General features: G+C 58.6%; 24 protein-coding genes. 6 read left to right on the top strand and 18 right to left on the bottom strand.

Annotated features, from left to right (window positions below; genetic code table 11):
- Positions 1–3: 3 nt before the first annotated feature.
- The 9 genes from C4S72_RS00480 to C4S72_RS00440 form a co-directional block, all read right to left on the bottom strand.
- The gene (locus C4S72_RS00480) at positions 4–666 is read right to left on the bottom strand and encodes a sarcosine oxidase subunit gamma (protein ID WP_104001130.1); all 663 of its coding nucleotides are present in this window, start codon (positions 664–666) and stop codon (positions 4–6) included.
- Complete coding sequence (locus C4S72_RS00475) at positions 659–3679, bottom strand: sarcosine oxidase subunit alpha (RefSeq protein ID WP_104001129.1); 3021 nt, start codon at positions 3677–3679, stop codon at positions 659–661. The genes C4S72_RS00480 and C4S72_RS00475 overlap by 8 nt, the downstream gene beginning before the upstream one ends.
- 12 nt (positions 3680–3691) lie before the next feature.
- The gene (locus C4S72_RS00470; protein WP_104001128.1) at positions 3692–3979 is read right to left on the bottom strand and encodes a sarcosine oxidase subunit delta; all 288 of its coding nucleotides are present in this window, start codon (positions 3977–3979) and stop codon (positions 3692–3694) included.
- Between the two features lie 10 nt (positions 3980–3989).
- Entirely contained in the window at positions 3990–5243 is a 1254-nt protein-coding gene (locus tag C4S72_RS00465; protein WP_104001127.1) for a sarcosine oxidase subunit beta family protein, read from the bottom strand.
- A 104-nt stretch (positions 5244–5347) separates the two neighbouring features.
- Positions 5348–6613: a serine hydroxymethyltransferase gene (gene glyA / locus C4S72_RS00460; RefSeq protein ID WP_104001126.1), complete on the bottom strand. Its 1266-nt coding sequence runs from the start codon at positions 6611–6613 to the stop codon at positions 5348–5350.
- A gap of 241 nt (positions 6614–6854) precedes the next feature.
- Positions 6855–7577, bottom strand: coding sequence for a DNA/RNA nuclease SfsA (sfsA, locus tag C4S72_RS00455; RefSeq protein WP_104001125.1), 723 nt, complete (start codon positions 7575–7577; stop codon positions 6855–6857).
- Positions 7578–7644: 67 nt separating this feature from the next.
- A complete protein-coding gene (locus C4S72_RS00450; protein WP_104001124.1) occupies positions 7645–8355 on the bottom strand; it encodes a hypothetical protein in 711 nt (236 codons plus the stop codon).
- A gap of 61 nt (positions 8356–8416) precedes the next feature.
- The gene (locus C4S72_RS00445; RefSeq protein WP_104001123.1) at positions 8417–9367 is read right to left on the bottom strand and encodes an isopenicillin N synthase family dioxygenase; all 951 of its coding nucleotides are present in this window, start codon (positions 9365–9367) and stop codon (positions 8417–8419) included.
- A gap of 30 nt (positions 9368–9397) precedes the next feature.
- Positions 9398–10747, bottom strand: coding sequence for an amidohydrolase family protein (locus tag C4S72_RS00440; protein ID WP_104001122.1), 1350 nt, complete (start codon positions 10745–10747; stop codon positions 9398–9400).
- 357 nt (positions 10748–11104) lie between these two features.
- Between C4S72_RS00440 and C4S72_RS00435 the strand changes: the two genes are divergently transcribed.
- A complete protein-coding gene (locus C4S72_RS00435; RefSeq protein ID WP_235009003.1) occupies positions 11105–12016 on the top strand; it encodes a pirin family protein in 912 nt (303 codons plus the stop codon).
- Between the two features lie 109 nt (positions 12017–12125).
- Here C4S72_RS00435 and C4S72_RS00430 read toward each other — a convergent pair whose 3' ends face one another.
- Complete coding sequence (locus tag C4S72_RS00430) at positions 12126–12740, bottom strand: LysE family translocator (RefSeq protein ID WP_104001120.1); 615 nt, start codon at positions 12738–12740, stop codon at positions 12126–12128.
- Between the two features lie 340 nt (positions 12741–13080).
- On the opposite strand from C4S72_RS00430, the gene C4S72_RS00425 reads away from it, so the two are divergent.
- The 4 genes from C4S72_RS00425 (at position 13081) to C4S72_RS00410 (ending at position 18079) form a co-directional block, all read left to right on the top strand.
- Complete coding sequence (locus C4S72_RS00425) at positions 13081–14697, top strand: BCCT family transporter (protein WP_104001119.1); 1617 nt, start codon at positions 13081–13083, stop codon at positions 14695–14697.
- 85 nt (positions 14698–14782) lie between these two features.
- Complete coding sequence (locus C4S72_RS00420; RefSeq protein WP_104001118.1) at positions 14783–16684, top strand: DUF294 nucleotidyltransferase-like domain-containing protein; 1902 nt, start codon at positions 14783–14785, stop codon at positions 16682–16684.
- 9 nt (positions 16685–16693) lie between these two features.
- Entirely contained in the window at positions 16694–17449 is a 756-nt protein-coding gene (locus tag C4S72_RS00415; RefSeq protein ID WP_104001117.1) for a 3'-5' exonuclease, read from the top strand.
- Between the two features lie 117 nt (positions 17450–17566).
- The gene (locus C4S72_RS00410) at positions 17567–18079 is read left to right on the top strand and encodes a hypothetical protein (protein WP_104001116.1); all 513 of its coding nucleotides are present in this window, start codon (positions 17567–17569) and stop codon (positions 18077–18079) included.
- Positions 18080–18143: 64 nt separating this feature from the next.
- Here the strand turns inward: C4S72_RS00410 and C4S72_RS00405 are convergent, their stop codons facing one another.
- From C4S72_RS00405 to C4S72_RS00370, 8 genes are all read right to left on the bottom strand, one after another.
- On the bottom strand, positions 18144–18977 hold the full coding sequence (locus C4S72_RS00405; protein ID WP_104001115.1) for an energy transducer TonB: 834 nt from the start codon (positions 18975–18977) through the stop codon (positions 18144–18146).
- Positions 18974–19408 carry an ExbD/TolR family protein gene (locus C4S72_RS00400; RefSeq protein ID WP_104001114.1) on the bottom strand — a complete coding sequence of 145 codons (435 nt, stop codon included), beginning with the start codon at positions 19406–19408 and terminating at the stop codon, positions 18974–18976. Before C4S72_RS00400 ends, C4S72_RS00405 begins: the two co-directional genes overlap by 4 nt.
- Entirely contained in the window at positions 19405–19803 is a 399-nt protein-coding gene (locus tag C4S72_RS00395) for an ExbD/TolR family protein (protein ID WP_104001113.1), read from the bottom strand. The genes C4S72_RS00400 and C4S72_RS00395 overlap by 4 nt, the downstream gene beginning before the upstream one ends.
- Positions 19793–20746 carry a MotA/TolQ/ExbB proton channel family protein gene (locus C4S72_RS00390; protein ID WP_235009002.1) on the bottom strand — a complete coding sequence of 318 codons (954 nt, stop codon included), beginning with the start codon at positions 20744–20746 and terminating at the stop codon, positions 19793–19795. The genes C4S72_RS00395 and C4S72_RS00390 overlap by 11 nt, the downstream gene beginning before the upstream one ends.
- Before the next feature lie 294 nt (positions 20747–21040).
- Positions 21041–21601, bottom strand: coding sequence for an acyl-CoA thioesterase (locus C4S72_RS00385; RefSeq protein ID WP_104001112.1), 561 nt, complete (start codon positions 21599–21601; stop codon positions 21041–21043).
- A 48-nt stretch (positions 21602–21649) separates the two neighbouring features.
- Complete coding sequence (locus C4S72_RS00380) at positions 21650–21967, bottom strand: BolA family protein (RefSeq protein ID WP_104001111.1); 318 nt, start codon at positions 21965–21967, stop codon at positions 21650–21652.
- Positions 21945–23306: a DUF3422 family protein gene (locus tag C4S72_RS00375; RefSeq protein WP_104001110.1), complete on the bottom strand. Its 1362-nt coding sequence runs from the start codon at positions 23304–23306 to the stop codon at positions 21945–21947. The genes C4S72_RS00380 and C4S72_RS00375 overlap by 23 nt, the downstream gene beginning before the upstream one ends.
- 49 nt (positions 23307–23355) lie before the next feature.
- The gene (locus tag C4S72_RS00370) at positions 23356–23703 is read right to left on the bottom strand and encodes a hypothetical protein (protein WP_235009001.1); all 348 of its coding nucleotides are present in this window, start codon (positions 23701–23703) and stop codon (positions 23356–23358) included.
- Positions 23704–23751: 48 nt separating this feature from the next.
- Between C4S72_RS00370 and C4S72_RS00365 the strand changes: the two genes are divergently transcribed.
- Positions 23752–24402, top strand: coding sequence for a hypothetical protein (locus C4S72_RS00365; RefSeq protein ID WP_104001109.1), 651 nt, complete (start codon positions 23752–23754; stop codon positions 24400–24402).
- The last annotated feature ends 26 nt before the right edge of the window (positions 24403–24428 follow it).

Below are 24428 nucleotides of genomic sequence, written 5' to 3'. Positions count from 1 at the left end.
CGATCAGGCTTTAACGACCAGACCGTATTCACGGCTGGCATCCTGCAGCCAGAGCCAGATGTAGTCGGCAAAGCTGCGACGTACTACCAGCTCCCAGGTGTCTTCGCCGCTGCGACGCACCAGTGCGGAGGCCTTGGCGAAAACGGAACCGGCAACCTTGCCCACCGGGAACTGGCTCGGGTGCAGATCCAGGATGGTGCTCTTTTTCAGCACATCCACGGCGTTCGGGCCGGACAGTTCGATGATGGTCTGACCGCCACTGCCGTTAACGACCTGGAAGTGACCTTCGATCGCTGCACGCAGGCTGCGCTCGATCTCAAACGCCTGGTCCATCGGCACAACAGCCAGCCACTCATCCGGGCTCAGCCAGCGAACGGAGACGCTGCCGTTGTCGACGGAGGTCAGCGGCTTGGTCGGCAGTGCGACACCGAGTACCTCGGCGCAGCCGGCCATGAAGCTCGCGTTGTCCTGGGAACCGCGCAGGGTCAGGTGACCCAGCAGCTTGAGTTCGCGCAGAATGACACCGCCGCCGCGCGGGTTGCGCGCGGCCAGCTTGTCCAGTTCAGCGTGATGCAGCGGAGACTCAGCGCGGATGGCGCCGCTCGGCAGCTGGTTCATTACAGCCACGTTGGTGACTTCTTTTTCAGGTGCAATTGCTTCAGACATTCTGACGCTCCCCTTTCGGATCGAGGAAGATCGGGCTGCAAATTTCAGCTTCGATCACGCGGCCATCGGCCAGCGGGTAGTAAACGGTTTCACCCATGCGGTCGAGACCGCCTTTGATGAAGCCCAGCGCAACACTACGGTTCAGGTTGGCACTCCAGTAGCTGGAGCTGACATGACCGAGCAGATCCATCGGAATCGGCTGCTTGGTATCGGCAACCGCCTGTGCACCTTCCGGCAGCACAACCTTCGGATCCTTGGTCTTGAGACCAACCATCTGCTTACGGTTTTCGCGGACGCAGTCTTCACGTGCCATACCGCGCTTACCGATGTAGCTGAACGGCTTGTTGTTGGATACACACCAGCTCATACCCAGGTCGATCGGGGTCATGGAACCGTCGGTGTCCTGACCGGCGATGATGAAGCCCTTCTCGGCACGCAGGATGTGCATGGTTTCAGTACCGTACGGCGTCAGGTTGTACTTGGCGCCGTGCTCGAACAGTTTCTCCCAGACGTGCAGACCGTAGTTAGCCTGAACGTTGATCTCGAAGGAGAGCTCACCGGTAAAGGAGATTCGGAACACACGGGCCGGAACGCCAGCCACGGTGCCTTCACGCCAATCCATGAACTTGAAGCTGTCCTTGTCCAGATCGATGTCATCGCACAGTTCGGACAGCAGTTTGCGGCTGTTCGGACCGGAGATGGTCATGGTCGACCAGTGGTCGGTGACGCTGGTGAAGTACACTTCCAGCTCCGGCCATTCGGTCTGGTGGTAAAGTTCCAGCCATTCCATGACGTGTGCTGCACCACCGGTAGTGGTGGTCATGACAAAGTGGTTTTCACCCAGACATGAAGTCACACCGTCGTCGAATACCATGCCATCTTCGCCACACATCAGACCGTAACGGCATTTGCCGACAGCCAGCTTGGCCCAAGCGTTAGTGTAGACGCGGCCGAGGAATTCGCGCGCATCCTTACCCTGGATATCGATCTTGCCGAGGGTAGACGCGTCGAGGATACCCACGCTTTCACGGGTAGCCACACATTCACGATCCAGCGCCTGCTGCATGGTTTCGCCGTTTTTCGGGTAGTACCAGGGACGCTTCCACTGGCCTACGTCCTCGAACTCGGCGCCGTTTTCCACGTGCCACTTGTGCATCGCGGTGAAACGTTTCGGCTCAAACAGCGGGCCGCAGTTACGGCCAGCAATGGCACCAAAGGCGATCGGGGTGTAGTTCGGACGGAACACGGTGGTACCGGTTTCCGGAATCGACTTGCCCAGCACCGCAGCGGTGATAGCCATACCGTTGATGTTACCCAGCTTGCCCTGGTCGGTACCGAAGCCCATCGCGGTGTAACGCTTGACGTGCTCGATAGACTCAAAGCCTTCACGGGTCGCCAGCTCGATACCGGCAGCGGTTACGTCGTTCTGGTAGTCGACGAACTGCTTCGGCGCACGCGAAGTCGGCTTGGTGTGCGGAATGTGGTACAGCGCCATCGGCGTACCTTCGCTAACCTTGCGAACGTTCGGCAGAGCGACTTCAGAGGCCGCAAGACCCAGCTTGGCCACTGCTTCCTGACCGGCTTTGGCGCCTTCAGCCAGGACCTTGTCCAGCGCGTAGGTACCGCTGATGCCACCGGCGATCAGCTGGTTCTGCACGCTCGGACCCGGTACGAAACCGATCGCTTCGTCGCTCCAGACCGGACGCACGCCGGCATGGCAGGACAGGTGCACAACCGGGCTCCAGCCGCCAGAACTTGCCACGGTGTCGCAGCTCAGCTGCTGTACATTACCGGTGACCTTCTCGCCCTTGGCGTCGAGGCCTGCAACGCTAACGCCGCTGACACGCTTCTTGCCCTGCACATCAATCACACCGCTACCGGTAATGACCTTGATGCCGCGCTTGCGTACCGCTTCGATGCGCTCACCCTGCGGGTTGGAACGGGTATCAACCACGGCCACGACTTCACGACCTGCGTCAGCCCAGTCCAGTGCGGTCTGGTAAGCGCCATCGTTAGTCGTCATCAGCACCAGCTTGTTGCCCGGTACTACGCCGTAACGGTTGATGTAAGTCGATACAGCAGACGCAACCATGCAGCCCGGCACGTCGTTATTACCGAATACCAGCGGACGCTCGTGGGCGCCGGTAGCCAGCACAACCCAGTGCGCGCGAACGCGGTGCATACGCTGACGAACCTGACCTTCCGGAGCCTTGTCGGCCATATAGTCGGTGCGGTTCTCGTTGATAGTCAGGAAGTTGTGGTCATGGTAGCCGTTCACTACGGAACGCGGCAGCATGGTCACTTCCGGCAGCTTGGCCAGCTCGGCAACGATACCCGCAACCCATTCAGCAGCCGGCTTGCCTTCGATGCGCTCACGGCTGGACAGCAGGTGGCCACCGAACTCGCTCTGCTCGTCGGCGATGATGACACGGGCACCGCTGCGCGCAGCAGTCAGGGCCGCCATCAGGCCGGCAGGACCTGCACCTACAACCATCAGGTCGCAGTGCTGGTTTACGATGTCGTATTCGTCCTCGTCACGTTCGGTCGGCGCACGACCCAGGCCAGCAGCCTTACGGATGAACTTCTCGTAAGTCGGCCACATGGACTGCGGGAACATGAAGGTTTTGTAGTAGAACCCGGGAGGCATCATCTTGCCGCCGAGTTTACCCATCATGCCCATCCAGTCGGATTCAACGCTCGGCCAGCCGTTGGTAGCGCTGCACACCAGACCGTTGTAAAGCTCCTGCTGGGTAGCACGAACGTTAGGCACCTGAGTCGCTTCGGTAGCGCCCAGCTGCAGTACTGCGTTGGGCTCTTCAGCACCGGCAGCGACGATACCGCGGGGACGGCTGTACTTGAAGCTGCGCGCAACGATATCGACACCGTTGGCCAGCAGCGCAGATGCAACGCTGTCACCCTGGTAACCCTTGTACTGACGACCGTTGTAGGTAAAGGTCAACGCCTTGGAACGGTCGACGCGGCCTCCTGACTGGAGGCGATTTTTCTGGCTCATTTTCTCCGCTCCTTAACCTTCAGCAACCACTTTGGGCTGCTCACCAATCTTGTAGACCTCTTTGATCTCATAGGTCTGAGTATCACGGGTCACATTGAAGAACTTGCGGCAACCGGTGGTGTGGTACCACATCTCGTGCTGGATACCGCGCGGGTTCTTACGGAAGAAGATGTATTCACCCCACTCCGCATCGGTGCAGTTATCCGGGTCCAGGGGACGCGCGATGTGCGCCTCACCGGAGCAGTGAAACTCTTCCTCTTCGCGCAGCTCTTCGCAGTGCGGACAATAGATATGCAACATTTGTCAGTCCTCAGTGAGCAACGCCAGCGGCGCCATGTTCATCGATCAGTGCGCCGGTGTTGAATCGGTTAAGGGAGAACGGCTCCGCCAGCGGATGCGCCTTGCCGTGTGCCAGAGTGTGCGCGAACACGTTGCCGGAACCCGGAGTACCCTTGAAGCCACCGGTACCCCAACCGCAGTTGAAGAACAGGTTTTTGACAGGAGTCTCGGACAGGATCGGGCTCGCATCCGGGCACGCGTCAACGATACCGCCCCACTGGCGGTTCATACGTACGCGGCTGGTCAGCGGGAACAGCTCGACGATCGCCTGGATAGTGTGTTCGATGATGCCGTAGGAACCGCGCTGGCCGTAACCAACCCAGCCATCGATACCGGCACCAATGACCAGGTCACCCTTGTCGGACTGGCTCATATAACCGTGTACGTGGTTAGACATCACAACGGTGTCCAGGAACGGCTTGATCGGCTCGGAAACCAGCGCCTGCAGCGGGTGAGATTCCACCGGCAGTTTGAAGCCAGCCATCTTCGCCATCACACCGGAGTTACCAGCGGTGACACAGCCCACGCGGTCAGCCTTGATCACGCCGTACTGTTTGGTCTTAACACCGGTGATCTTGCCGTCGTTGATTTCCATGTCCACAACTTCGCAGTTCTGGATCAGATCAACACCGAGGGCGTCAGCGGCACGGGCGTAGCCCCAGGCTACCGCATCGTGACGGGCGTTACCGCCGCGACGCTGTACGGAAGCACCGAGAATCGGGTAGCGCGCATCTTTGGAGCAATCCAGCGCAGGAATCTCTTTCTGCAGCTGATCGGCATAAACCATTTCGTTGTCAACGCCCTGAAGGCGGTTGGCGTAGACCAGACGTTCGTTGGTACGCAGATCGCCGAGGGTGTGGCAGGTGTGGTAAACACCGCGCTGAGAGAACATCTGGTTGTAGTTCAGGTCCTGAGACAGGCCTTCCCACAACTTCATGGAGTGTTCGTACAGGGCAGCGGACTCATCCCACAGGTAGTTGGAACGCACGATGGTGGTGTTACGGCAGATGTTACCGCCACCCAGGTGACCTTTTTCCAACACTGCGACATTGGTAATACCGTGCTCTTTAGCCAGGTAGTAAGCGGTCGCGAGGCCGTGACCACCCGCACCAATGATGATGACGTCATACTTTTTCTTCGGCGTCGGGTTGCGCCATACCCGCTGCCAGTTTTCGTGATAGCTCAGACTGTGCTTTAGCAGTCCAAATCCAGAATAACGCTGCATAACGTCAGCTCCACACCTGCGCCGCATTTGCGGCATTTAACTAACTTTCAGAGCGCTTCGAGCGCTGGGCGGACCCGGTCGGGCCCGCTCAGCCCTCAAAGTGATCAGCGGTAGACGGGGTAATCTGCACAGAGGTCCAGGACCTGCGCTTTAACCTCGGTGATCTTCGCTTCCAGCTTCTCTTCGTCGTTCAGCACGTCGAGGATGTCAGCGATCCAACCAGCCAGACTACGGCAGTGGGTTTCCTTGAAACCACGGGTAGTGATAACCGGAGAACCGATACGCAGACCGGAAGTCACGAACGGTGACTGCGGGTCATTCGGTACCGCATTCTTGTTCACGGTGATGTTCGCACGACCCAGGGCAGCATCAGCAGCCTTGCCGGTCAGACCCTGTTTGATCAGGCTCAGCAGGAACAGGTGGTTGTCGGTGCCGCCGGATACCACGTCAAAGCCGCGCTCGATGAACACGTCAGCCATGGTCTGGGCGTTTTTAACAACCTGAGTCTGGTATTCGGTGAAAGCCGGATCCAGCGCTTCCTTGAACGCAACGGCCTTGGCGGCGATTACGTGCATCAGCGGGCCACCCTGGCCACCCGGGAACACAGCTGAGTTTAGCTTCTTCTCGAGGTCTGGGTTGGATTTGCACAGAATCAGACCACCGCGCGGACCGCGCAGGGTTTTGTGAGTAGTGGTGGTCACCACGTCTGCGAACGGCAGCGGGTTCGGGTACAGGCCTGCAGCGACCAGGCCAGCAACGTGGGCCATGTCGACGAACAGGTAAGCGCCGACCTTGTCAGCGATCTCACGGAACTTGGCCCAATCCACGATACGGGAGTATGCGGAGAAGCCAGCAACGATCATCTTCGGCTTGTGCTCGACCGCCAGGGCTTCAACCTGAGCGTAATCGATTTCGCCGGTTTCTTCGTTCAGACCGTACTGAACGGCGTTGTAGATTTTGCCGGAGAAGTTAACGTGGGCACCGTGAGTCAGGTGACCGCCGTGCGCCAGGCTCATGCCCAGAACGGTGTCGCCCGGCTCGCACAGAGCCATGTAAACAGCGGCGTTAGCCTGGGAGCCGGAGTGCGGCTGAACGTTAGCGTAATCAGCGCCGAACAGTTCGCAGGCACGATCGATCGCCATCTGCTCAACTTCATCGACGTATTCGCAGCCGCCGTAGTAACGCTTGGCCGGGTAGCCTTCGGCGTATTTGTTGGTCAGCACGCTGCCCTGGGCCTGCATAACACGCGGGCTGGTGTAGTTTTCGGAGGCAATCAGTTCGATATGCTCTTCCTGGCGCACAGCTTCACGCTGGATGGACGCCCAAAGGGCATCATCGAAACCCTGAATTTCATCACTCTTTGAAAACATCTTTTATTCTCCTGCAACCTATGGCCAGCAATGCCGAAAAGGGAATGTGCAACTTAAAGGCGATGTTATAGGCGGCTTATTGGAGTCTGATGTTTATCAACGTCCCGGCAATGTCGATTTGCGACAAAAAGGATGAATCTTGGCAAATTCGCTGCAGCTCAAGAATCGCGGGAGTTAGAGAGAATCGGGGCGTATGTTTGTATGCGACAAGAAAGGGCGCAGAAACAAATCTGCAACCCTGTCAAAGTAATATCGGAAGATTGCGCGCCAGCACAAACTCGTCGGGCTTAAGACTCACCTGCCAGGCAAGGATCTCAACGCCACGCTGTTTCGCTTCACGCAGCAGTTCTCCATAACGGCGGTCGATCTCATCAGCCGGACGTGCCGCAGTGGCGCCTGAGTGCTGCACACAGAAGAACAGCACCGCCCTGTTACCCGAGGCCACCACCTGCATCAGCGTCTGCAGATGTTTCTGGCCACGCTCGGTCACCGAGTCGGGAAAGGCGATAACGCCGTCGTCCTCATCGTCAGGACCTGGGCCCAGGGTGACGTTTTTCACCTCAATAAAGGTATGCGGGTCGCTGCGCTTGCCCAGCGCCAGGTCAAAGCGGCTGTCGCCACACTTCACCTCGCGCTCCACCCCCGTGGCGGGGTCAAGCTCAGGTATAAGTGCTGCGCGCACCGCCTCTTCCACCAGCGCATTGGTGCGCGCGGTATTCACGCCCGCCCAGTGGCCATGCGCCACCTGCACCGCTTCCAGCGTATGCCGGTATTTACGCTTGGGATTGCCGCTATCGGAGATCAGCGCCGCTTGCTCCACACCGGGCAGGACGCAGTTTTTCATGGAACCGGTGTTGGGACAGTGAACAGTGATTTCGCTGCCGTCCTGGCGGCGCACATCGGCCATAAAACGTTTATAACGGCGCAACAGGGTCACGCGCTCCAGGGGTGGGTTGAACTGCATCGGATTTTCCAGATCAGCGAACTAAAGAAAACGCCAGGCCCAGGTTTTAAAAGAGCTCATTGCGACCTCAGGCCAGCATCGACTCTCCATCAGCCTTGATACTCAGCACTCCCTCCCCGCTAAAGTGCAGCGCAATCGACGGATAGCTGCGATCGGCGCCGAAGAGATAGCTGTATTTATCGACCAGTGCGTCTATTTCGGCCTGGGATTGTGCCCGAGCAGCTTCCTGGTGGAAAGGCTCCAGGGATTGCAGCGCTGCGACATGAGAGGCGAGGCCCGCTGCGGTATGCAACTCCCTCGCCATGGCAGGGTTATCTTCCAGCGCCGCCGTTAATTGATCGGCATAGGGGTAATCGTCGGGAAGCAGAAGCTGCCCGGCGTTATCGTAACGAATCGACTGCGGCGCTTCGGGAATGCCGTTGGCGCTCAGGAAATCGGGGAAGACCTTGGAGATATGATCCTGCAGCGCACTCAGGTTAGCCGGGTTAGGCATTAACAGGCTGCCCAACTGGCTATCCAGATCGGTCACTTCCGTGACAGGAGCAAAGTAACTGTCGAGGTCGACTTCACGCCTGCCGGCAGCAGTCTCCATGCTATATACCGACGCGGAGCGCGATAGCTGCTGCGCTTCGGCTGACAGCTGCACCCGGTCGGCAGATGCCGCCGCACGGCCAGCCATTGCCGCCCGTTCTCCTTCCATCGCACCTGCCGAGATACCCTGCATTGAGCGATAAGCCCCGGACACCGCGGCATAGCCTTGAACTGATGAGATCGCCATCAAGCCACTCCTTGCTCGTAAATCTTTTTAGAAGACTCACTAAGCAAAAAGAGCGCCAGGCTCACTCCTTCTCGGCGCGGAAACCGTAGGTCGCGTTCAGGCGCCCGGTCAGGTAATCGACAAAGCGCACCGGTTCATACTTGGGTTCTTCATCCGGGCGCAGCTCCCGAGGATCAACGATAGAGTCGGGATCCGCTTCCATGAAGAAGGCCACGGAGTAGCGCTCGCTCTCGGGTGGTCGCACCCGGTGCGGCGTGGAGACGTAGGTGTCATTACTCCAGCGCATTAGGCAGTCACCGATATTGCAGACGAAGGCACCGGGAACACTCGGCGCCTGGATCCAGTCGCCATCGCGGGTAGACACCTCGAGCCCGGCCACGCCGTCGGTGGCAAGAATGGTGATATTGCCGTAATCAGTATGCGCGCCAGCACCGCCATCATCACGTTTGACCGCATCGGCACTGGCCGGGTAACGCAGCATTCTCAGCGTCGCCAGAGGATTGGCCAGATGCCTGGCGAAGAACTGCTCATCAACGCCCAGATCCAGGCTCAGGCCGCGATGGATCAACCGCCCCAGTTCGACACAGGCATCGAAGTATTCCAGCATCTGCTCGCGCCAGTCCGGCATTTCCGGCCAGAAGTTGGGGCCACGGAAAGGTTTGTCTGCCAGCAGATCGGGATGATCCGGCGCCAGCTCCACACCGATATTGAACGCCTCCTTCATATCGGCACCCGCTGCGGGATTCAGCTGCTCATCCGCCATCGCCACGTAGCCGCGGTTATGGGCCGAGCGTTTGATCGACAGCGCTTCTTTCTGCGCCAGCGGCAGATCGAAGAAACGGCGGGCATCGCTGAACACCCGGTCGATCACCGGCTGCGGAATACCGTGATCTATAACGTAGAAAAAGCCCACTTCACGGCAGGCACGGCCCAGTTCATCGGCAACGGCCTGACGCTCAGCAGGATCCTGGCTGTTCAGTTTGGCCAGCGAAATAATCGGCAGTGAGTCCACAACAATACCTTTAATCAGTGTTCGTTAGATTCAATTGATAACAGAGGGCTGGGTGGGCAGTGCATCGCAACGGGCAATCAGCGAATGCGCGATAATCTGGGCCTGGCTGACAATCAGACTCTGGCTAACACGGGTCGGCTCACCCTCACTGATCAGGCACTCGCCATCCACCCAGACATCGGTGACGTTGCTGCCACGGGCAGAGAACACCAGGTTCCAGAGCAGATTACCGCCCTGCTCATCCAGGCAGTAGGGCGTCAAATTGGGCTGACCTATATCAAGCAGGATCATATCGGCACGTTTGCCCACCTCGATGGAGCCGATTTGATCGTCCAAGCCCAGCACCTCGGCGCTGCCCAGGGTGGCCATCCGCAACATCTGCGCCGCCGGCATGGCGACCGGATCAAGCCGGGTGGCCTTCTGGATCAACGAGGCGAACTTCATCTCCTCAAACAGATCCAGGCTGTTGTTGCAGACATTGCCATCGGTGCCCAACCCCACACGTATTCCCGCCTCAAGCATCTCAGGCACCCGCGCCACGCCACTGGCGAGCTTGGCGTTACTGACCGGGCAGTGCGCCACCCGGGTGCCCCTGTCGGCCAGCAGCTTGATCTCGTCATCGTTCAACCAGACGCAGTGCGCCAGCAGGGTGTTCTCGCCGAGAACGCCGTACTGATCGAGCATCGCGATGGAGCGTTTGCCAAAGTGGCGGGTAACGGCGGCCTCCTCCTCTTTCTGCTCGCAGGCGTGGGTATGGATTTTCAGACCGAACTCCCGGGCGCAGCCAAGTGCGTGGGCGTAGGCGTCCGGCGAGCAGTAAAACAGATGTTCCAGCCCCATCCAGACCTGGATACGGCCGCTGTTCGCGCCATGATGGCTATCGATAAGGCGGCGGTTTTCCTCCAGCGTGGCGAAAAAATCGAGCCCTGGCATATCCGCTACATAGGGCGCCAGATTCACCCTGAGCCCGATCTCGCGGCCAGCCTCAGCGCAGCGATCCATAAAACGGTACATATCCATGACACAGGTGGTGCCGTTCTTCAGCGCTTCCAGGTAGGAAAGCCGCGCCGCGTGGTAGGCGTCATCCGGGGTCATCGCCCGGAATTCGCGCTGGTAATAGGGCAGCCACTCCATCAACTGCATATTCTCCGAAACGCCACGCATCAGGCTGGAATGGCTGTGGCTGTCGACCAGACCGGGCAACAGAGCGCGGCGACCGTTGCAGTCAACACGAGGCAGATCCGCAGGCAGCTCCAACTCTGACCGATGACCCACTGCGGCGATGCGCCCTTCCTCCACGATCACCGTGCCATTAGCGATCACCCGGTCGTCCGGGTTCACGGTAAAGATCGCCACATTGGTGATCGCAAACCTGTTCATACGTGCAAAACCTCAGAGAATAAGGGCAGTAAAAGCGCTTAAGATTGCCAGTTGAAAAAGGGTCTGTCCAAGCGGACAGGTTTTACTAAGCAAAAAATCGACCACAAACCATGCCCGGCGTCAGTACTGTCGCCGTCGGCGTGCGATGAAGGCTCAACAAACATCCTTTTCCCAATTACGCGCCACTAACTAGCAACCTGCGCACCCTGGCCGGGCATCCAAGCAACGTTATAGCCTCAAACCACGCGATCCCTGCCATAGAATTCCCAGCCAGAACCCCAGACCATTGAGGCCCGCTGACCGTCCTGCCCCGCTCTTCTATACTTGAAGGCCTTATCCAGTTATCTGAGGCGTATCGTGAGTAACTCATTCAAGGAAATCTCTGCGAGCTGCAACACCAGGGAATGCGATTCAGGCATCGAGATGGTCATCGAACCTCGCGACAGGGACCTCGGGGGATTCAGCGTGCGCCGCCTGCTACCTACCGCGAAACGGAAAATGGTTGGCCCCTGGATCTTTTTCGATCACATGGGACCCGCCCGCTTCGCGCCTGGCGAGGGTATCAACGTCCGCCCCCACCCGCACATCAACCTGGCAACGGTGACTTACCTGTTTTCGGGAGAAATTCTGCATCGTGACTCACTCGGCAGCCTGCAACCGATTCGCCCCGGTGATATCAACCTGATGGTGGCGGGCCGCGGCATCGTGCACTCAGAGCGCGAACGCCCGGAAGTTACCGCCAGCGAACATGAACTACATGGTCTGCAACTCTGGCTGGCCCTGCCTGAGGACGACGAGGAGAGGGAGCCCGCCTTCTATCACTATGCCAGCGAGCAGATTCCGAAAGTCGACGTTGAGGGCGTGCCTGTGCGGGTCATCATGGGCAGCGCTTATGGCCTGACATCACCGGTAGAGACCTATGCCGACACCCTTTATGTCGAGGCCCATCTGCAGCCTGGTCAGAGCCTGACGCTGCCAGATTCACAGGAGCGAGCGGTCTACCTGGCCGAGGGCGAAGCCTGCGCAGCCGGTGAAACACTCGCTGAACATAGCCTGGCGATTCTCAAACCCGGCGCCAACATCACTATCGAGGCAAAAAAAGACAGCCGCATCGCCCTGATCGGAGGAGAGCCGCTGGGCAAACGCTTTATCGAATGGAATTTCGTATCAAGCCAAAAAGAGCGTATCGAACAGGCAAAGGCTGACTGGAGCGCTCGACGTTTCCCGCTAATCCCTGGTGACGATCAGGAGTGGATCCGCTACCCCTGAATCAGATCCAAAGCCGTCGAGCAGAACCGCCAGCAGAGCGGGAAACGACGCCGAATGAGCGCTCAACAACGCCGGTTGTTAAGCGCTCTGATTACTGGTTCGAGGTGAATCAATGACGGCCGGCGAGATAGACACCGGCCAGGGCCATGACGGAACCTGACACCCGGTTGAGCCCTCGCGCCGCCTTGGGCGAGCGCAGGTAACGTCGCGCCTGGGCAGCCGTAGCCGCTATCAGCATCAGACCAGCCAGCAGACCCACCAGCGTCAACACCGCTGCGAGCACTATGCCTTCACCCGAGAGCGCGGTGACATCCATAAAGGTAGGCAGAAAGGCGATATAGAACAGAATCACCTTCGGGTTGGAGGCGGATATCAGGAAACCCTGGGTAAAGGCGTGCAGCGAATCACGACGATCCGGCTTTTCGTCAGATAGCGGCGCCACCGGCGCAGTCCACATCTTCCAGCCCAGGTAGCAAAGATAGGCGGCACCCGCGAAGCGGATCACCGTAAACACCTCACTCCAGTGGCTGGCCAGGGCTGCAAGCCCCAGGCACGCCAGCACAAGATAGACCACATCACTCAAAATCATGCCCAGCGCCAATGGCAGGCAGCTCCAGGAACCGCGCTGCAACGCCCGTGCGATAAGCGCAAATACACCCGGCCCCGGCGTGATGCCGAAGATAAAAATAGCCAAGAGAAAACTCAGGGCGCTGGCCAAACTCATGGTTACACCTTCTACGTTTTAATTATGTGGCGCTCGGCGGACAGTATCTGTCGCAGAAAGATGCGACAAAAGCCAACTCTCGTCTATGCTTGAGTTGTGTTCACTTGCCAGGATCACGACCCGCCGATGACCATCATGGAAAGAAAAACCCCACAACTTCACAGACTTAAACCCAGCGTTCCCTTTTGGGTACGGGTTGCGTCATCAGCGCTCGACCGGGATACTACCGACCGTAATCTGCACAATCCAGTGTCGAATAGTTCCCAAATTGGGCATCGGCCGACTGTTCAGAACTTGGACATAAAAAACAGCCAGAAACAATCTTAAGGAGAGAGTCGCTATGACGGATTCGAAAGATCCGATGATTCCCGACGGGGAGGTCAATCCTTACGATACCGACTACCAGGTCGGACAGGACAATATCGTCGTCAATGTAGGCCCTTTTGGTCTGGATATCCATAACCGGGTATTCGCGATTTCAGGATTGGCCATCGTTGCTTTCGTATTTCTTACCCTTGCATTCCAGAATCAGGTGGAACCGATGTTCAGCGGCATTCGCGGCTGGCTCACCACCAACCTGGACTGGTTCTTTATCATTTCCGGTAATATTTTCGTTATTGCCTGTCTGATTATCGCATTCTCTCCCCTGGGCAAGGTACGCCTGGGCGGTACTGAGGCTATCCCGGATTACTCCTACGGCGGCTGGTTCTCCATGCTGTTCGCGGCGGGTATGGGTATCGGCCTCATGTTCTACGGCGTTTCCGAGCCGCTGACCCACTTCTCCACCTCCTTCAGCGGCAGCGACTGGGCCCCTCTGGGTGGCGCTGTAGGTGAAGCGGAGGGCAATGCCGCCCTGGCCGCTGACCTGGGTATGGCCGCCACTATCTACCACTGGGCACTGCACCCTTGGGCGATCTACGCGATCCTGGCTCTTGGCCTGGCGCTGTTCTCCTTCAACAAGGGCCTGCCGCTGACCATGCGTTCGGTATTCTACCCGCTGCTGGGTGAGTCCGTTTGGGGCTGGCCGGGTCATATCATCGATATTCTTGCGGTGCTGGCGACCCTGTTCGGTCTGGCGACTTCGCTGGGTCTGGGCGCATCTCAGGCGGCGTCCGGTCTGAACTACCTGTTCGGAATCCCGATGGGCGATACCACCCAGATCATTCTGGTAATCGGTATCACCTGCATCGCGATGACATCGGTGCTGGCAGGTCTGGAAGCGGGTGTGAAGCGTCTGTCCGAGATCAATATGATTCTGGCGGTAATCCTGCTGGTCTTCGTTATTGTTGTCGGACCGACGCTGGCTATCGCCACCGGTTTCTTCCATAACCTGGCTGCCTACATCGAGTACCTGCCTGCGCTGGCGAATCCGTTTGGCCGCGAAGACGCCAACTTCGCCTCCGGCTGGACCGCCTTCTACTGGGCATGGTGGATCTCCTGGTCACCGTTCGTCGGCATGTTCATCGCCCGCGTTTCCCGTGGTCGTAGCGTGCGTGAGTTCATCGTCTGTGTACTGATCATCCCGTCTGTCGCCTGCGTACTCTGGATGACTGTATTCGGTGGCACCGCCATCAGCCAGTACGTCAACGACGGCTACACCGCCGTTGCCGATGCTGAACTGTCGCTGCAGCTGTTCACCATGCTGGACGCTCTGCCGATGTCGCAGATCACCTCATTCATCGCCATCGTGCTGGTTGTGGTGTTCTTCGTGACCTCCTCTGACTCCGGCTCACTGGTGATCGACGTGATCTCCGCCGGTGGTAAGGTGGATTCACCGACTCCGCAGCGCGTATTCTGGTGTACCTTTGAGGGTCTGGTCGCTATCGCCCTGATTCTCGGTGGTGGACTGGTCGCCTTGCAGGCCATGGCCGTATCCACCGGTTTCCCGTTCACCATCGTGTTGCTGGTAGCAACCGTTTCGGTGATCAAGGGCCTGGCTTCCGAGCCGCGCTCTTAACGGAGAGATACACCTCAGTGTAAAGGGGCGGATAGTGACGACTATCCGCCTTTTTTAATGCCACCGCCGCTTATCAGGTAAGAATATGCAGGCTGAACATCTGGAAATTATCGATTTTCTGCGTCGCCACCAGCCCTTCGCTACACTCTCGGAAGAGACTCTCGGGCGTATCGCCACCGAGGTTGAGGTCAGTTATTTCAAGGCTGGCACACAGATCCTGGAGTTTGGACAACTCACCGACTCGCTTTATGTCATCCGCAGCGGCGCGGTGGAGATCTACCGACGCAATGGCGATCTGTACAACCGGCTCAGCGAAGGGGGTTTCTTCGGCGAGTTCGCCCTGCTGCGCCATAAGCGCACCCGCTTTCCTGCCGTCGCCCTCGAAGACTGCCTGATTTACCTGATCCCCGAGGCGGTATTCAACCAGCTGTTTGAAGAGAACGAGCTGTTCGCCGACTTCGTCGAGGTGGAGGACCGCACCCGCCTGCGCCAGACCGTTGCCCGCAAGGAGGACGCCAATGAGCTGATGACCTCCGAGATCAATGTACTGGTCACCCGCGAGGCGATCATGCTGGATACGCGAGCGACCGCCCACGAAGCAGCGAAGCGAATGAGCGAAGAGGGTGTCTCCTCGCTGCTGATCCTGCATCATACCGATGCGCCAGGACATCCGGACGATGCCGACTCACCCTCGCATCCGGTGATGGCCGGGCTGATCACCGACCGCGATCTGCGCAACCGCCTGCTCGCAAAGGGGCTGAGCTACGATACCCCGGTCACCGATATCATGACCACCGACCTGATTCATGTTGAGCACAGCCAGCTGGTGTTCGAAGCGATGCTGGCGATGCTCAGATACAACGTGCACCACCTGCCAGTACTCAAACACCAGCAGCCGATCGGCGTTATCGCCCTCTCCGACATCATCCGTTACGAGTCTCAGAACAGCCTGTTTGTGGTCAGCAGCATCTTCCGTGCCCAGACTCTCGACGAGCTGAAAGGACTGGTCAGTGAAGTGCGCGCCTGCTTCACCCGTATGGTGCGCGAAGACGCGAACTCGCGGATGATCGGCAGCGCCATGGCCGTGATCGGCCGCAGCTTCAAGCAGCGCCTGCTCGAGCTCGGCGAAGAGAAACTGGGACCGCCGCCGGTACCCTACTGCTTCCTGGCGCTGGGCTCCATGGCGCGCCAGGAACAGCTGATCGTCTCCGACCAGGATAACGCCATGATCCTGGATAACAGCTTCGACCCGGACAAACACGACGCCTATTTCCTCAAGCTGGCGGAGTTTGTATCCGACGGTCTTGCCGCCTGCGGCTACACCTACTGCAAGGGCGATATCATGGCCACCAACCGCACCTGGCGTAAACCGCTGAAGGTGTGGGAGCAGTACTTCACCGACTGGATCGATAAACCGACGCCGAAAAGCCTGCTCAACAGCTCGATCTTCTTCGACCTGGATGGGGTCTGGGGGAAAACCGAGTGGGCAGACCGCCTGAACCGGCTGATCACCCGCAAGACCCGCCACAACTCGGTGTTCCTTGCCTGTATGGCTCGTAACGCCCTGCTACGGACTCCGCCGCTGGGCTTCTTCAAGGATTTCGTTATGGAACCCTCAGGCCAGCACACCCAGTCGATCGATATGAAGCGCCGCGGCACGGCGCCTCTGGCGGATCTGATCCGTGTGCACGCCCTGGCTGTGGGCTCAAAATCGCGAAACTCTTTTGAGCGCCTCAAGGACATTATCAACGCCGATATACTGCCTCATGGCCGCGGTCAGGACCTTCGCGATGCGCTTGAGTTCATCTCCACCGTTCGCATCCGCCACCAGGCGCTGGATCTCGAAGCCGGCAACGATCCGGATAACCGGATAGAGCCGGAAAACCTCTCCGATTTCGAACGCAAAAACCTCAAGGATGCTTTCCAGATCCTGAGCAACGCGCAAAAATTCCTGAAATACCGTTATCAACCGGGACGAGTCAACTGAGGATCTGCCATGTTCTACATCGGCAAAGAGGACGTAAAAACCGAAGAAAGTGGCAGCGAGATTAACGCCGGGCAACTGGACTGGGCGCGACGCTTCGAGGAGCTGGCCAGCCAGACCCGCCACCCTCAGCTGAAAGCCTACTACGAGGCCGGTGCCGTGGCGGCGAACACCCCGATTCACCAGGTGCCGATGATCGCCATGGACTTCGAGACCACCGGTATCGATGCCAGCCGCGACGATATCGTCAGCATCGGCCTGGTCGCCATGACACTGGAGCGAATCCGCCTGCGGGACGCCCGCCACTGGATTCTAAAGCCGCGTACCGACCTGCGCGAAGAATCAGTGGTTATTCACGGCATCACCCACTCTGAGGTTGAGGCCGCGCCGGATCTAAAGCGCATCCTGGAGGAGCTGCTTGAGGTCATGGCCGGCCAGGTCATGGTGGTGCACCACAAGGGGATCGAGCGTAACTTCCTGAACGCCGCGCTGAAACGACGTATAGGTGAAGGCATAGAGTTTCCGGTGATCGATACACTGGAGCTGGAAGCGCGCTTGCACCGCCGCAAAAAGCCCGGCTTTATCGACAAGCTGTTCGGCCGCGAGAAGGTTTCGATACGGTTGGCGGACAGCCGTGCCCGTTACCATCTGCCACACTATCGCCCACACGATGCGTTGACCGATGCGCTGGCCAGCGCTGAACTCTTGCAGGCACAGGTGGCGACCCGTTTTTCAAAAAATTCGCCGGTTGCCGATCTCTGGAGTTAAGGCTTTAATGGTGTAAAGAGGATCAAAGAATCGCATGGATGCGGTGCTTTGACCCTGGCGACGGGAGCTATTAATCTGTCGCCTATACCTAACAGCTAAGTCAAGGATGACAAGCACATGAGTTTGGTCAAGAACCTGCTGATCATGGTGGGAGTCAGCGCGGGCGGGGTTTATACCCTGGGGACATTGATCGATGGTCTTTCCCCTCCCGCTGACAAAAAATCTGTGCAGGCCAGCCACGAACACCCAAAGCCGGAAAGCGAATTTGAGCATCAATTCAACCAGTTGATGGCCGGTGCGGACCCCAGCGACCTGTTCGAAGCCACGGCAGCAGGTGGTGCCAGGGACTGCCTGCACGGCAGAATCCAGATGTCCGATGGTAACCACTCAGCGTTGAACGGACGCTTGTACGTGGCGCACCGCTCCAGCGATATCACCTATATCCAGACCCTTGAGCCCAGCGACACCTATCTGGTGCAGGGCCCGCTGCAGGCCGTTACAGCCAACCGGCAAACCGAAATCCCTGACGCAGCCAAGCAGGCCCTGCAGCGCGATATCCAGCATATCGAGCGCTGCACCGAACGCAGCTTCTACCTTTCCTCCATAAACGAAACACCCCCTGAGTCGTAACAACTCAGAGGGTGTTTTCTATCTATACAGACAGCAGTGACGCTCTCGGTAGCGTCAGGCCGGTTCAGGACTGAATTGCGAACTGCACAGGTACAGTGATACTCAACGAGTCCTGCGTCATTTCCGCGGGGAACTTCGGCAGCGGCTCGGCCTGTTTAAGCATTCGGATCACCGCCTCATCAAGAGAACGGAATCCTGAACTGCCTACCAGCTTGAACTCCAGTACCTGCCCATTGCGATCAACCACGAACGAGAGCTTGGCAACACCTTCCTGGCCGCGACGACGGGCAGAGCTCGGGTAACGCTTGTGTCGCGCCAGATGCGCCGCCACCTGAGAGAACCAGGTCTGCCTGGCCGCCGGCGAACCACCCTGGGTCTGGGCATTGGCGCTACCGGTGCTTTGCTTGCTCTGCGCTTCGCTCTTCTCATCCGCTACCTTCGCGGCGGTACTGCTGACCTCGGCCCGTTTTTCCACCGGCTCTTTCGGCGGCTCTACCGGTTCCGGCTCGGGCTTAGGTTCTGGCTTGGGTTTAGGCGGCTCCGGTTTCGGTTCCTTCTTCACCTCTACTACCGCTTCCTGCTTGGGCGGTGGTGGCGGAGGCGCCTCCTCCACGACAGGTTCCGGGTCTGGCTCAGGTTCCGGTTCGGGCAGTGGTTCAACCGGCTCAGGCTCAGGTTCTACAACCTCTTCGGCTGGCTCAGGCGCCGCCTCTTCCTTGGCCTCAGCGGCTTCGCCGACATCGCCCATCATGCCCAGGTCTATCTCGATACCGCTCTCACCCAGATCCTGGGCGCCTTCAGCCTCCGTTTCCCGCGCCATCACCACGGCGAATACACCCGCGTGAACAAAGACAGCAATGGCGAGCGCGACAATCCAATGTCTTCCCCCCAGTGTCATGATGCCTCCTCTGAACGCAGACGGGTAATCAGCGATGCCTTCACCAAGCCAGCTTCACGCACCTTCGACAGCAGGGGCTTGAGCTCAGACACCGGCAGGTCCGCATCGACCTTGATTCTCACGCTGAGCGAATTGACATCCTCAGCCGCATCAACAAGTAGGCTCAACTGCTCGGTCAACTGATCTTCGGTGACCAGTTTGTCGCCGACATAGATCTGACCATCGGTAGAAACCAGCAGATCGATCGACTCGTTGTCGGTCAGCCGCTGATCATTAACAGACTCAGGGGGCGTGGTCTCAAGCGGGTCGGACTTGGAGATCTGCCCGGCGATCATAAAGAAGATCAACATCAGGAAAACGACATTGATCAACGGAATCATGTTGTCGTCATCACCGCTGGAGCGCTTACTCGCGCCGTGATCTGTGATCATTGCAGCACTCCCGCCAGGGAAACCTTTTCCGCGCCGGCCAGACGCAGCTGATCCACCAGCTTAACCAGAGCCTGGGTCGACACACCCTCTTCCGCTTCGATAGCGATCAGAGAGCCGTTATCACCCAGCAGATCGGCAGGCACGCCCGCCGCAAGAATGTTGAAGCGATTGTCATCAATACTGACATCGCCGCCATTATTAAGAAGACGCAGCGTCACGACCTCTGACTCCTGCGCCGGTGTTTCACTGGCGGTAGGGATCGGCAGATCCATCTGCCGCCACTGCATAAAGCTGGAGGTCAGCATAAAGAACAGCAGCAGTATAAAGACCACGTCGATCAGCGGGGTCAGGCTGATCTTTGCTGGTTTTCGTGTGGTGCCTACATCAAGCAGCATTGCGGAAAACCTCACGCTCCACCGCTTCCTGTTCTTTAGAGATACCGCTGGTAAAGACGCGGGTGACCGAGTCGTTCATCAGCACGGCAACACGCTCGACCTTGCGATCCAGCCAGTTGTGGATGGTCATGACCGGAATAGCCACCGCCAGACCCACTGCCGTGGTCAGCAGTGCTTGCCAGATACCACCAGACAGTACGGACGGATCAACCTGACTGCCGGCCGCTTCCATCTGTTTAAACGCAACGATCATACCCAGCACCGTACCCAGCAGACCCAGCAGCGGGCTTAGCGTGGCGATCACTTCCAGCGGGCGCAGGAAGGAGCGCATCTGACCGAGACGCTGGGTTGCGACACGGCTCAGTTCTTCACGCAGCAGGCTCAGCTCCTGCTTGGCCTCAACACCCTTCATCGCCAGGCCAACCAGGCCAGCTACGGGGCGCTGCTGTTTCAGAGCCACCAGAGCCCCCTTGCGATCACCCACTGCCCAGAGCTCGAGAGACTGATCGATATCTTTGGTGCTTTCCGGTCGCATGGCAGCGAACTGCCAGAGCTTGAGCAGCACAATGGTCAGAGCAACAACGGAAAAAGCACAGAGAATCCAGACAACAGGACCACCCACCACCAGGAAATCCACCGCCTGGTCAGCCAGGCTCATCGGCTCAGCCGGCATCCCGGCAGTCAGGTCCGCAGAGGGATCCACCGGCAGCGCGCCTGCCGCATCGACAGGAAGCGTGGAAGCGTCAACGGCTCCAACTCCCTCTCCACCAGCAGAGGCATCGGTAGTCGCGCCATCTGCAGCGGCTACATTCCCGGTGCCTGCGTTTTCGGCTGCCGTATTTTCAGCACCGCCCGTTGCTTCAACGGACTCATTGACCGGCGCCTGACCTGCCGTTGCCGACATCTCTTCAGTTTCAGCCACTGCTGCAGCTTCCGTACTCATGTTAAACCCCCTTTACACTAATCGGCAGAAACTCATTACACTAATACTAATGATAACTAATCTTATTTGCATTATAAAATTTAACAACCGATTGTTGAAAATGATTCAACAAAGCTAAATCTCGCGACGATTGAGACCGGTAAGCCGGGTGATTCGATACCACGGCGCCTGATTGCGACGGGGGCGGCGCGCCTGATGAACACCGAACCCTTAACGAAAAGCGGCGCTACCGGGGTTCGGTAGCGCCGCTTGAGGAGAGACTGATCGGGTCAGCCGTCTGAAGAGCCGATTAAATCAGGAACGGGACAGTTTGCAGTTCTGGCCATCCAGCTTGGGCAGCTCCCGCTCGATATCCAGTTCGGCGCGAGCCTGTCGCATCTCCTCGCGGTGATGCTGCTTGAACTTGCGTCGCATCATTCCCTCAAGAAAGCGTTTGATCTCCACATCATCCTCCAGCACCAAACCCGGCACCGATGTGGGCTTACGGGTCTCTTCGTCCACCGCCACCATGGTGAAGTAGGAGGTGTTGGTGGGTTTGACGATGCCGTTATGGAAATCTTCAGACACCACCTTGATGCCCACCTCCATGGAGGAGCGCCCCACGTAGTTCACCGAGGCGTGCAGCGTCAGCAGCTCGCCAACCTCCACCGAGTTAAGAAAATCCACTGAGTCGATAGACGCGGTGACGCAGTAGCCGCGCGCATGGGAAGCCGCGCAGGTGTAGGCGATCTTGTCCATCAGCGAAAGAATAACGCCGCCATGCACCTTGCCACCGAAGTTGGCGTAATGAGGCACCATCAGCTCCTTGAGCGTGGTCTGGGACTCCTTTACGCGGCGAAATTCATGTTCAGCCATGAGTACTCTCCTGTTACTGCCTTGGAACGGGTACTTTTATAAAAATGTTTACTTGTCAGCCTTGGAGCCGCCCATGCAGTTCGGCGATGCCGGTACGAAACCCTGCTGCGCCTCCCACTCCGCCGGCGTATGCAGATGCATGGCCAGGGCATGGATAGGGTTCTGCATCAGGTCCGACAGCAGGCCGTAAATCAGCTGGTGCCGCTGTACGAGGCGCTTGCCCTCAAACGCAGAGCTCACCGCCACCAGTTTGAAATGGGTGTCGGTGCGATCGCCCGAGTGCATGTGGCTCTCGTTTTCCAGGCGGTACTCGACCAGCTCCAGCCCGTCAGTCAGGCGTTTTTCAATTTCGTTTTCGACGCTCATTGCGCTTCTTTCCTGTATTGCCTTCCGCCAGCTCATCTTCGGCCAGCGCATGGAAGTGGTGATGAATGCGACGCGTCGCCAGCCAAACGGCGAGCAGCACTATGGGCACCATCATACCGGTTGCGATGGTTTTATCGAACGGTACGCCTGCGCCGTAAATAGCTTCTAGCAAATACTTTACCAACCCGACCAGGTAGTAGCTGATCGCGGCCACCGACAGCCCCTCTACCGTATGCTGCATCATCAGCTGAATACGGGAGCGACGATCCATGGAGCTGAGCAGCTCCCTGTTCTGCTGCTGTATCGCCATCTCGACACGGGTTCGCATCATGTCGGACACCCGGTCGACACGACGCGACAGATCATCCAGCCGCTCACTGACCGCGTTACAGGTGCGCACCGCAGGCAGCAGACGACGGCTGAGGAATTCGTTGATCGTCAGGTGCCCGGATACCTCATCCTCGCGCAGCTCGGCCAGACGGCTGATGATCAGGTCGGCATAGGCGCGGGTCGCCGTAAAGCGGAAGGTGGTCTGCGCCCGGAACGCCTCGATCTGCGCTGCCATCTGCGTGAGCTCAGAGAGCACCGCACTGTCATCCACCTGATGGTTATCCGCCAGCACACCGGTCAGGTTTGCCAGCTTGGCATCCATATCACCCAGTGCGGGCGAGGTTCTGCGCGCCTCCGGCAGCGCCAGCAGGGTCATCAGACGGTAGGTTTCGATCTCCACCAGGCGCTGCACCAGACGACCAAGCTGGGAGTCACTCATCCGCTTGTTGTAAACCAGCAGTCGCCCGAAGCCGTCTGAATGGAGCTGAAAGGCGGTCCAGACCCGCGCATCGCCGCTTTGCGGGCTCGAGCCAACCAGACGCATCTGCTCAAACCAGGGCTTTACCTCGTTCGGTTCCGGCTCAGGGTTTTCACGCGCGTCTTCAATGGCCACATGAAAGGCCGCCACTACGGTGCCCGGCAAGCCCTCTAGCCAGCCGAACGGTAGTTCGCTGATCCCCTGCTCGGTAAACGGATCCGGGTGCGACAGGGGCGCGAGATTGATAAAGGTATAGCTGGTGAACTCCAGGTGCTTTTCCCAGCGGATACGCAGATTACCGAAGGTCTGCTCGTAACACTGGGTTTCCACCTGAGGCACCTCGTATCCGAGGATCTCATGCAGTTTCTGCAGGTGACGGAACTGCTCTGCGCGCTGGGCCTCGTCGACCTGCAACGCCAGGTGAGTCACCCGCGCCGGGCTCGGAATAACCTGAAAGGGACGCGAATGCAGCTCACCGTAGAGCATATCGCGCAGCGGATGGGTCTCGAGATGCTGGATCACATCCTTCATAGATCTACTTCTCCGTCAGCCGGCCGGGTCCTCGCAGCCGGTTAGCGATTTATTCCAGGTTTGCCCTGAGCAAAGCTTGTTCCGACAGGTCGAACGCCAGGATCTGCGGCTCCACCTCGAACCACTGATCGAACAGGCTGCGTTCGAGAACCGGCCAGTGATCGCCAAACTCATCCCAGGCGGCCAGTTCGTTTTCGAAAATCGCCCGCCAGCCTTCATCCAGCGCGTCGGCGAAACTACTCTCCTGCTCCGCCTCATCGATCAGATAGACAGTGCCCTCCTGGCGCAGGGACTCAAGGTCGAGATTCTCTTCCGGCGCCTGTTCCGCGGCCCAGTCGGCCAGCGGCTGCCTGGGGCGTACTACCAAAGCGGAGCGGTTCAGTAACTTGATCGTCATGGGAGCACTCGTTATATAGAATAAGGGGATGAATTCAGGTGTGTTGTCATGAATATCAGGGTCCTACCAGAACTTGAAAGCCGCGAAGCGTGGCTTGCCTTTATCCGCCGGGAGCAACCCTACTGCCTGGTTGAGGACCCGCCCTGCCTGGTCGATTTCCAGACCTCTTTCCTGCAGCTGACCCTGTTCAACAGCGATCATCGCGATGCGGAACGTTACACGCTCGGCTCCCGCAGCGCCATGCAACCGGCCTGGGAGCTGATCAAGGGCTGCGGCTGGTCACTGCGACGCCTGGCAGAGGGCCTCGGCCAGCTGGACTTCAGCAGCAACGTCCGTGATAACGAACTGCTGCGCGGCCATACCGATCTCAGCGTGCGCAAGCGCTTCGTTAACGAGCCACGTCTGCTGCCACCCTCTTCCACCGGGCTGCTGCAGCCGCTAAAGCAGCTGCCACAGCAGTGGTCCTGCGAAACCCTGTGCCAGCTACTCGCCAACGAGCAGTGGCGCGATTGGCGTAACGAAGGCGCAGAGCCCGTCAGCCCAAGAGCACTGCTGCTGGAGCTGCAGCAAAACCTGCCGCTTTGGCAGGTAGCCCGCCGCAACGAACGCCTCTACCTGCGCAAGGAAGGGCTGCCCGTGGTCAGTTTTATTCCCGACCCGGTACAACCCTCCCCTCGCCTGGCCGAAGCCGAGCTCTAACTACAGACTACAGACTACAGTAAGGC

It is taken from the genome of Marinobacterium lutimaris (genome assembly GCF_900108065.1).
Taxonomy (GTDB): Bacteria; Pseudomonadota; Gammaproteobacteria; order Pseudomonadales; family Balneatricaceae; genus Marinobacterium_D; species Marinobacterium_D lutimaris.
Note: the sequence above shows the minus strand (reverse complement) of the source record. Positions and strands in the feature narration are given on the sequence as shown.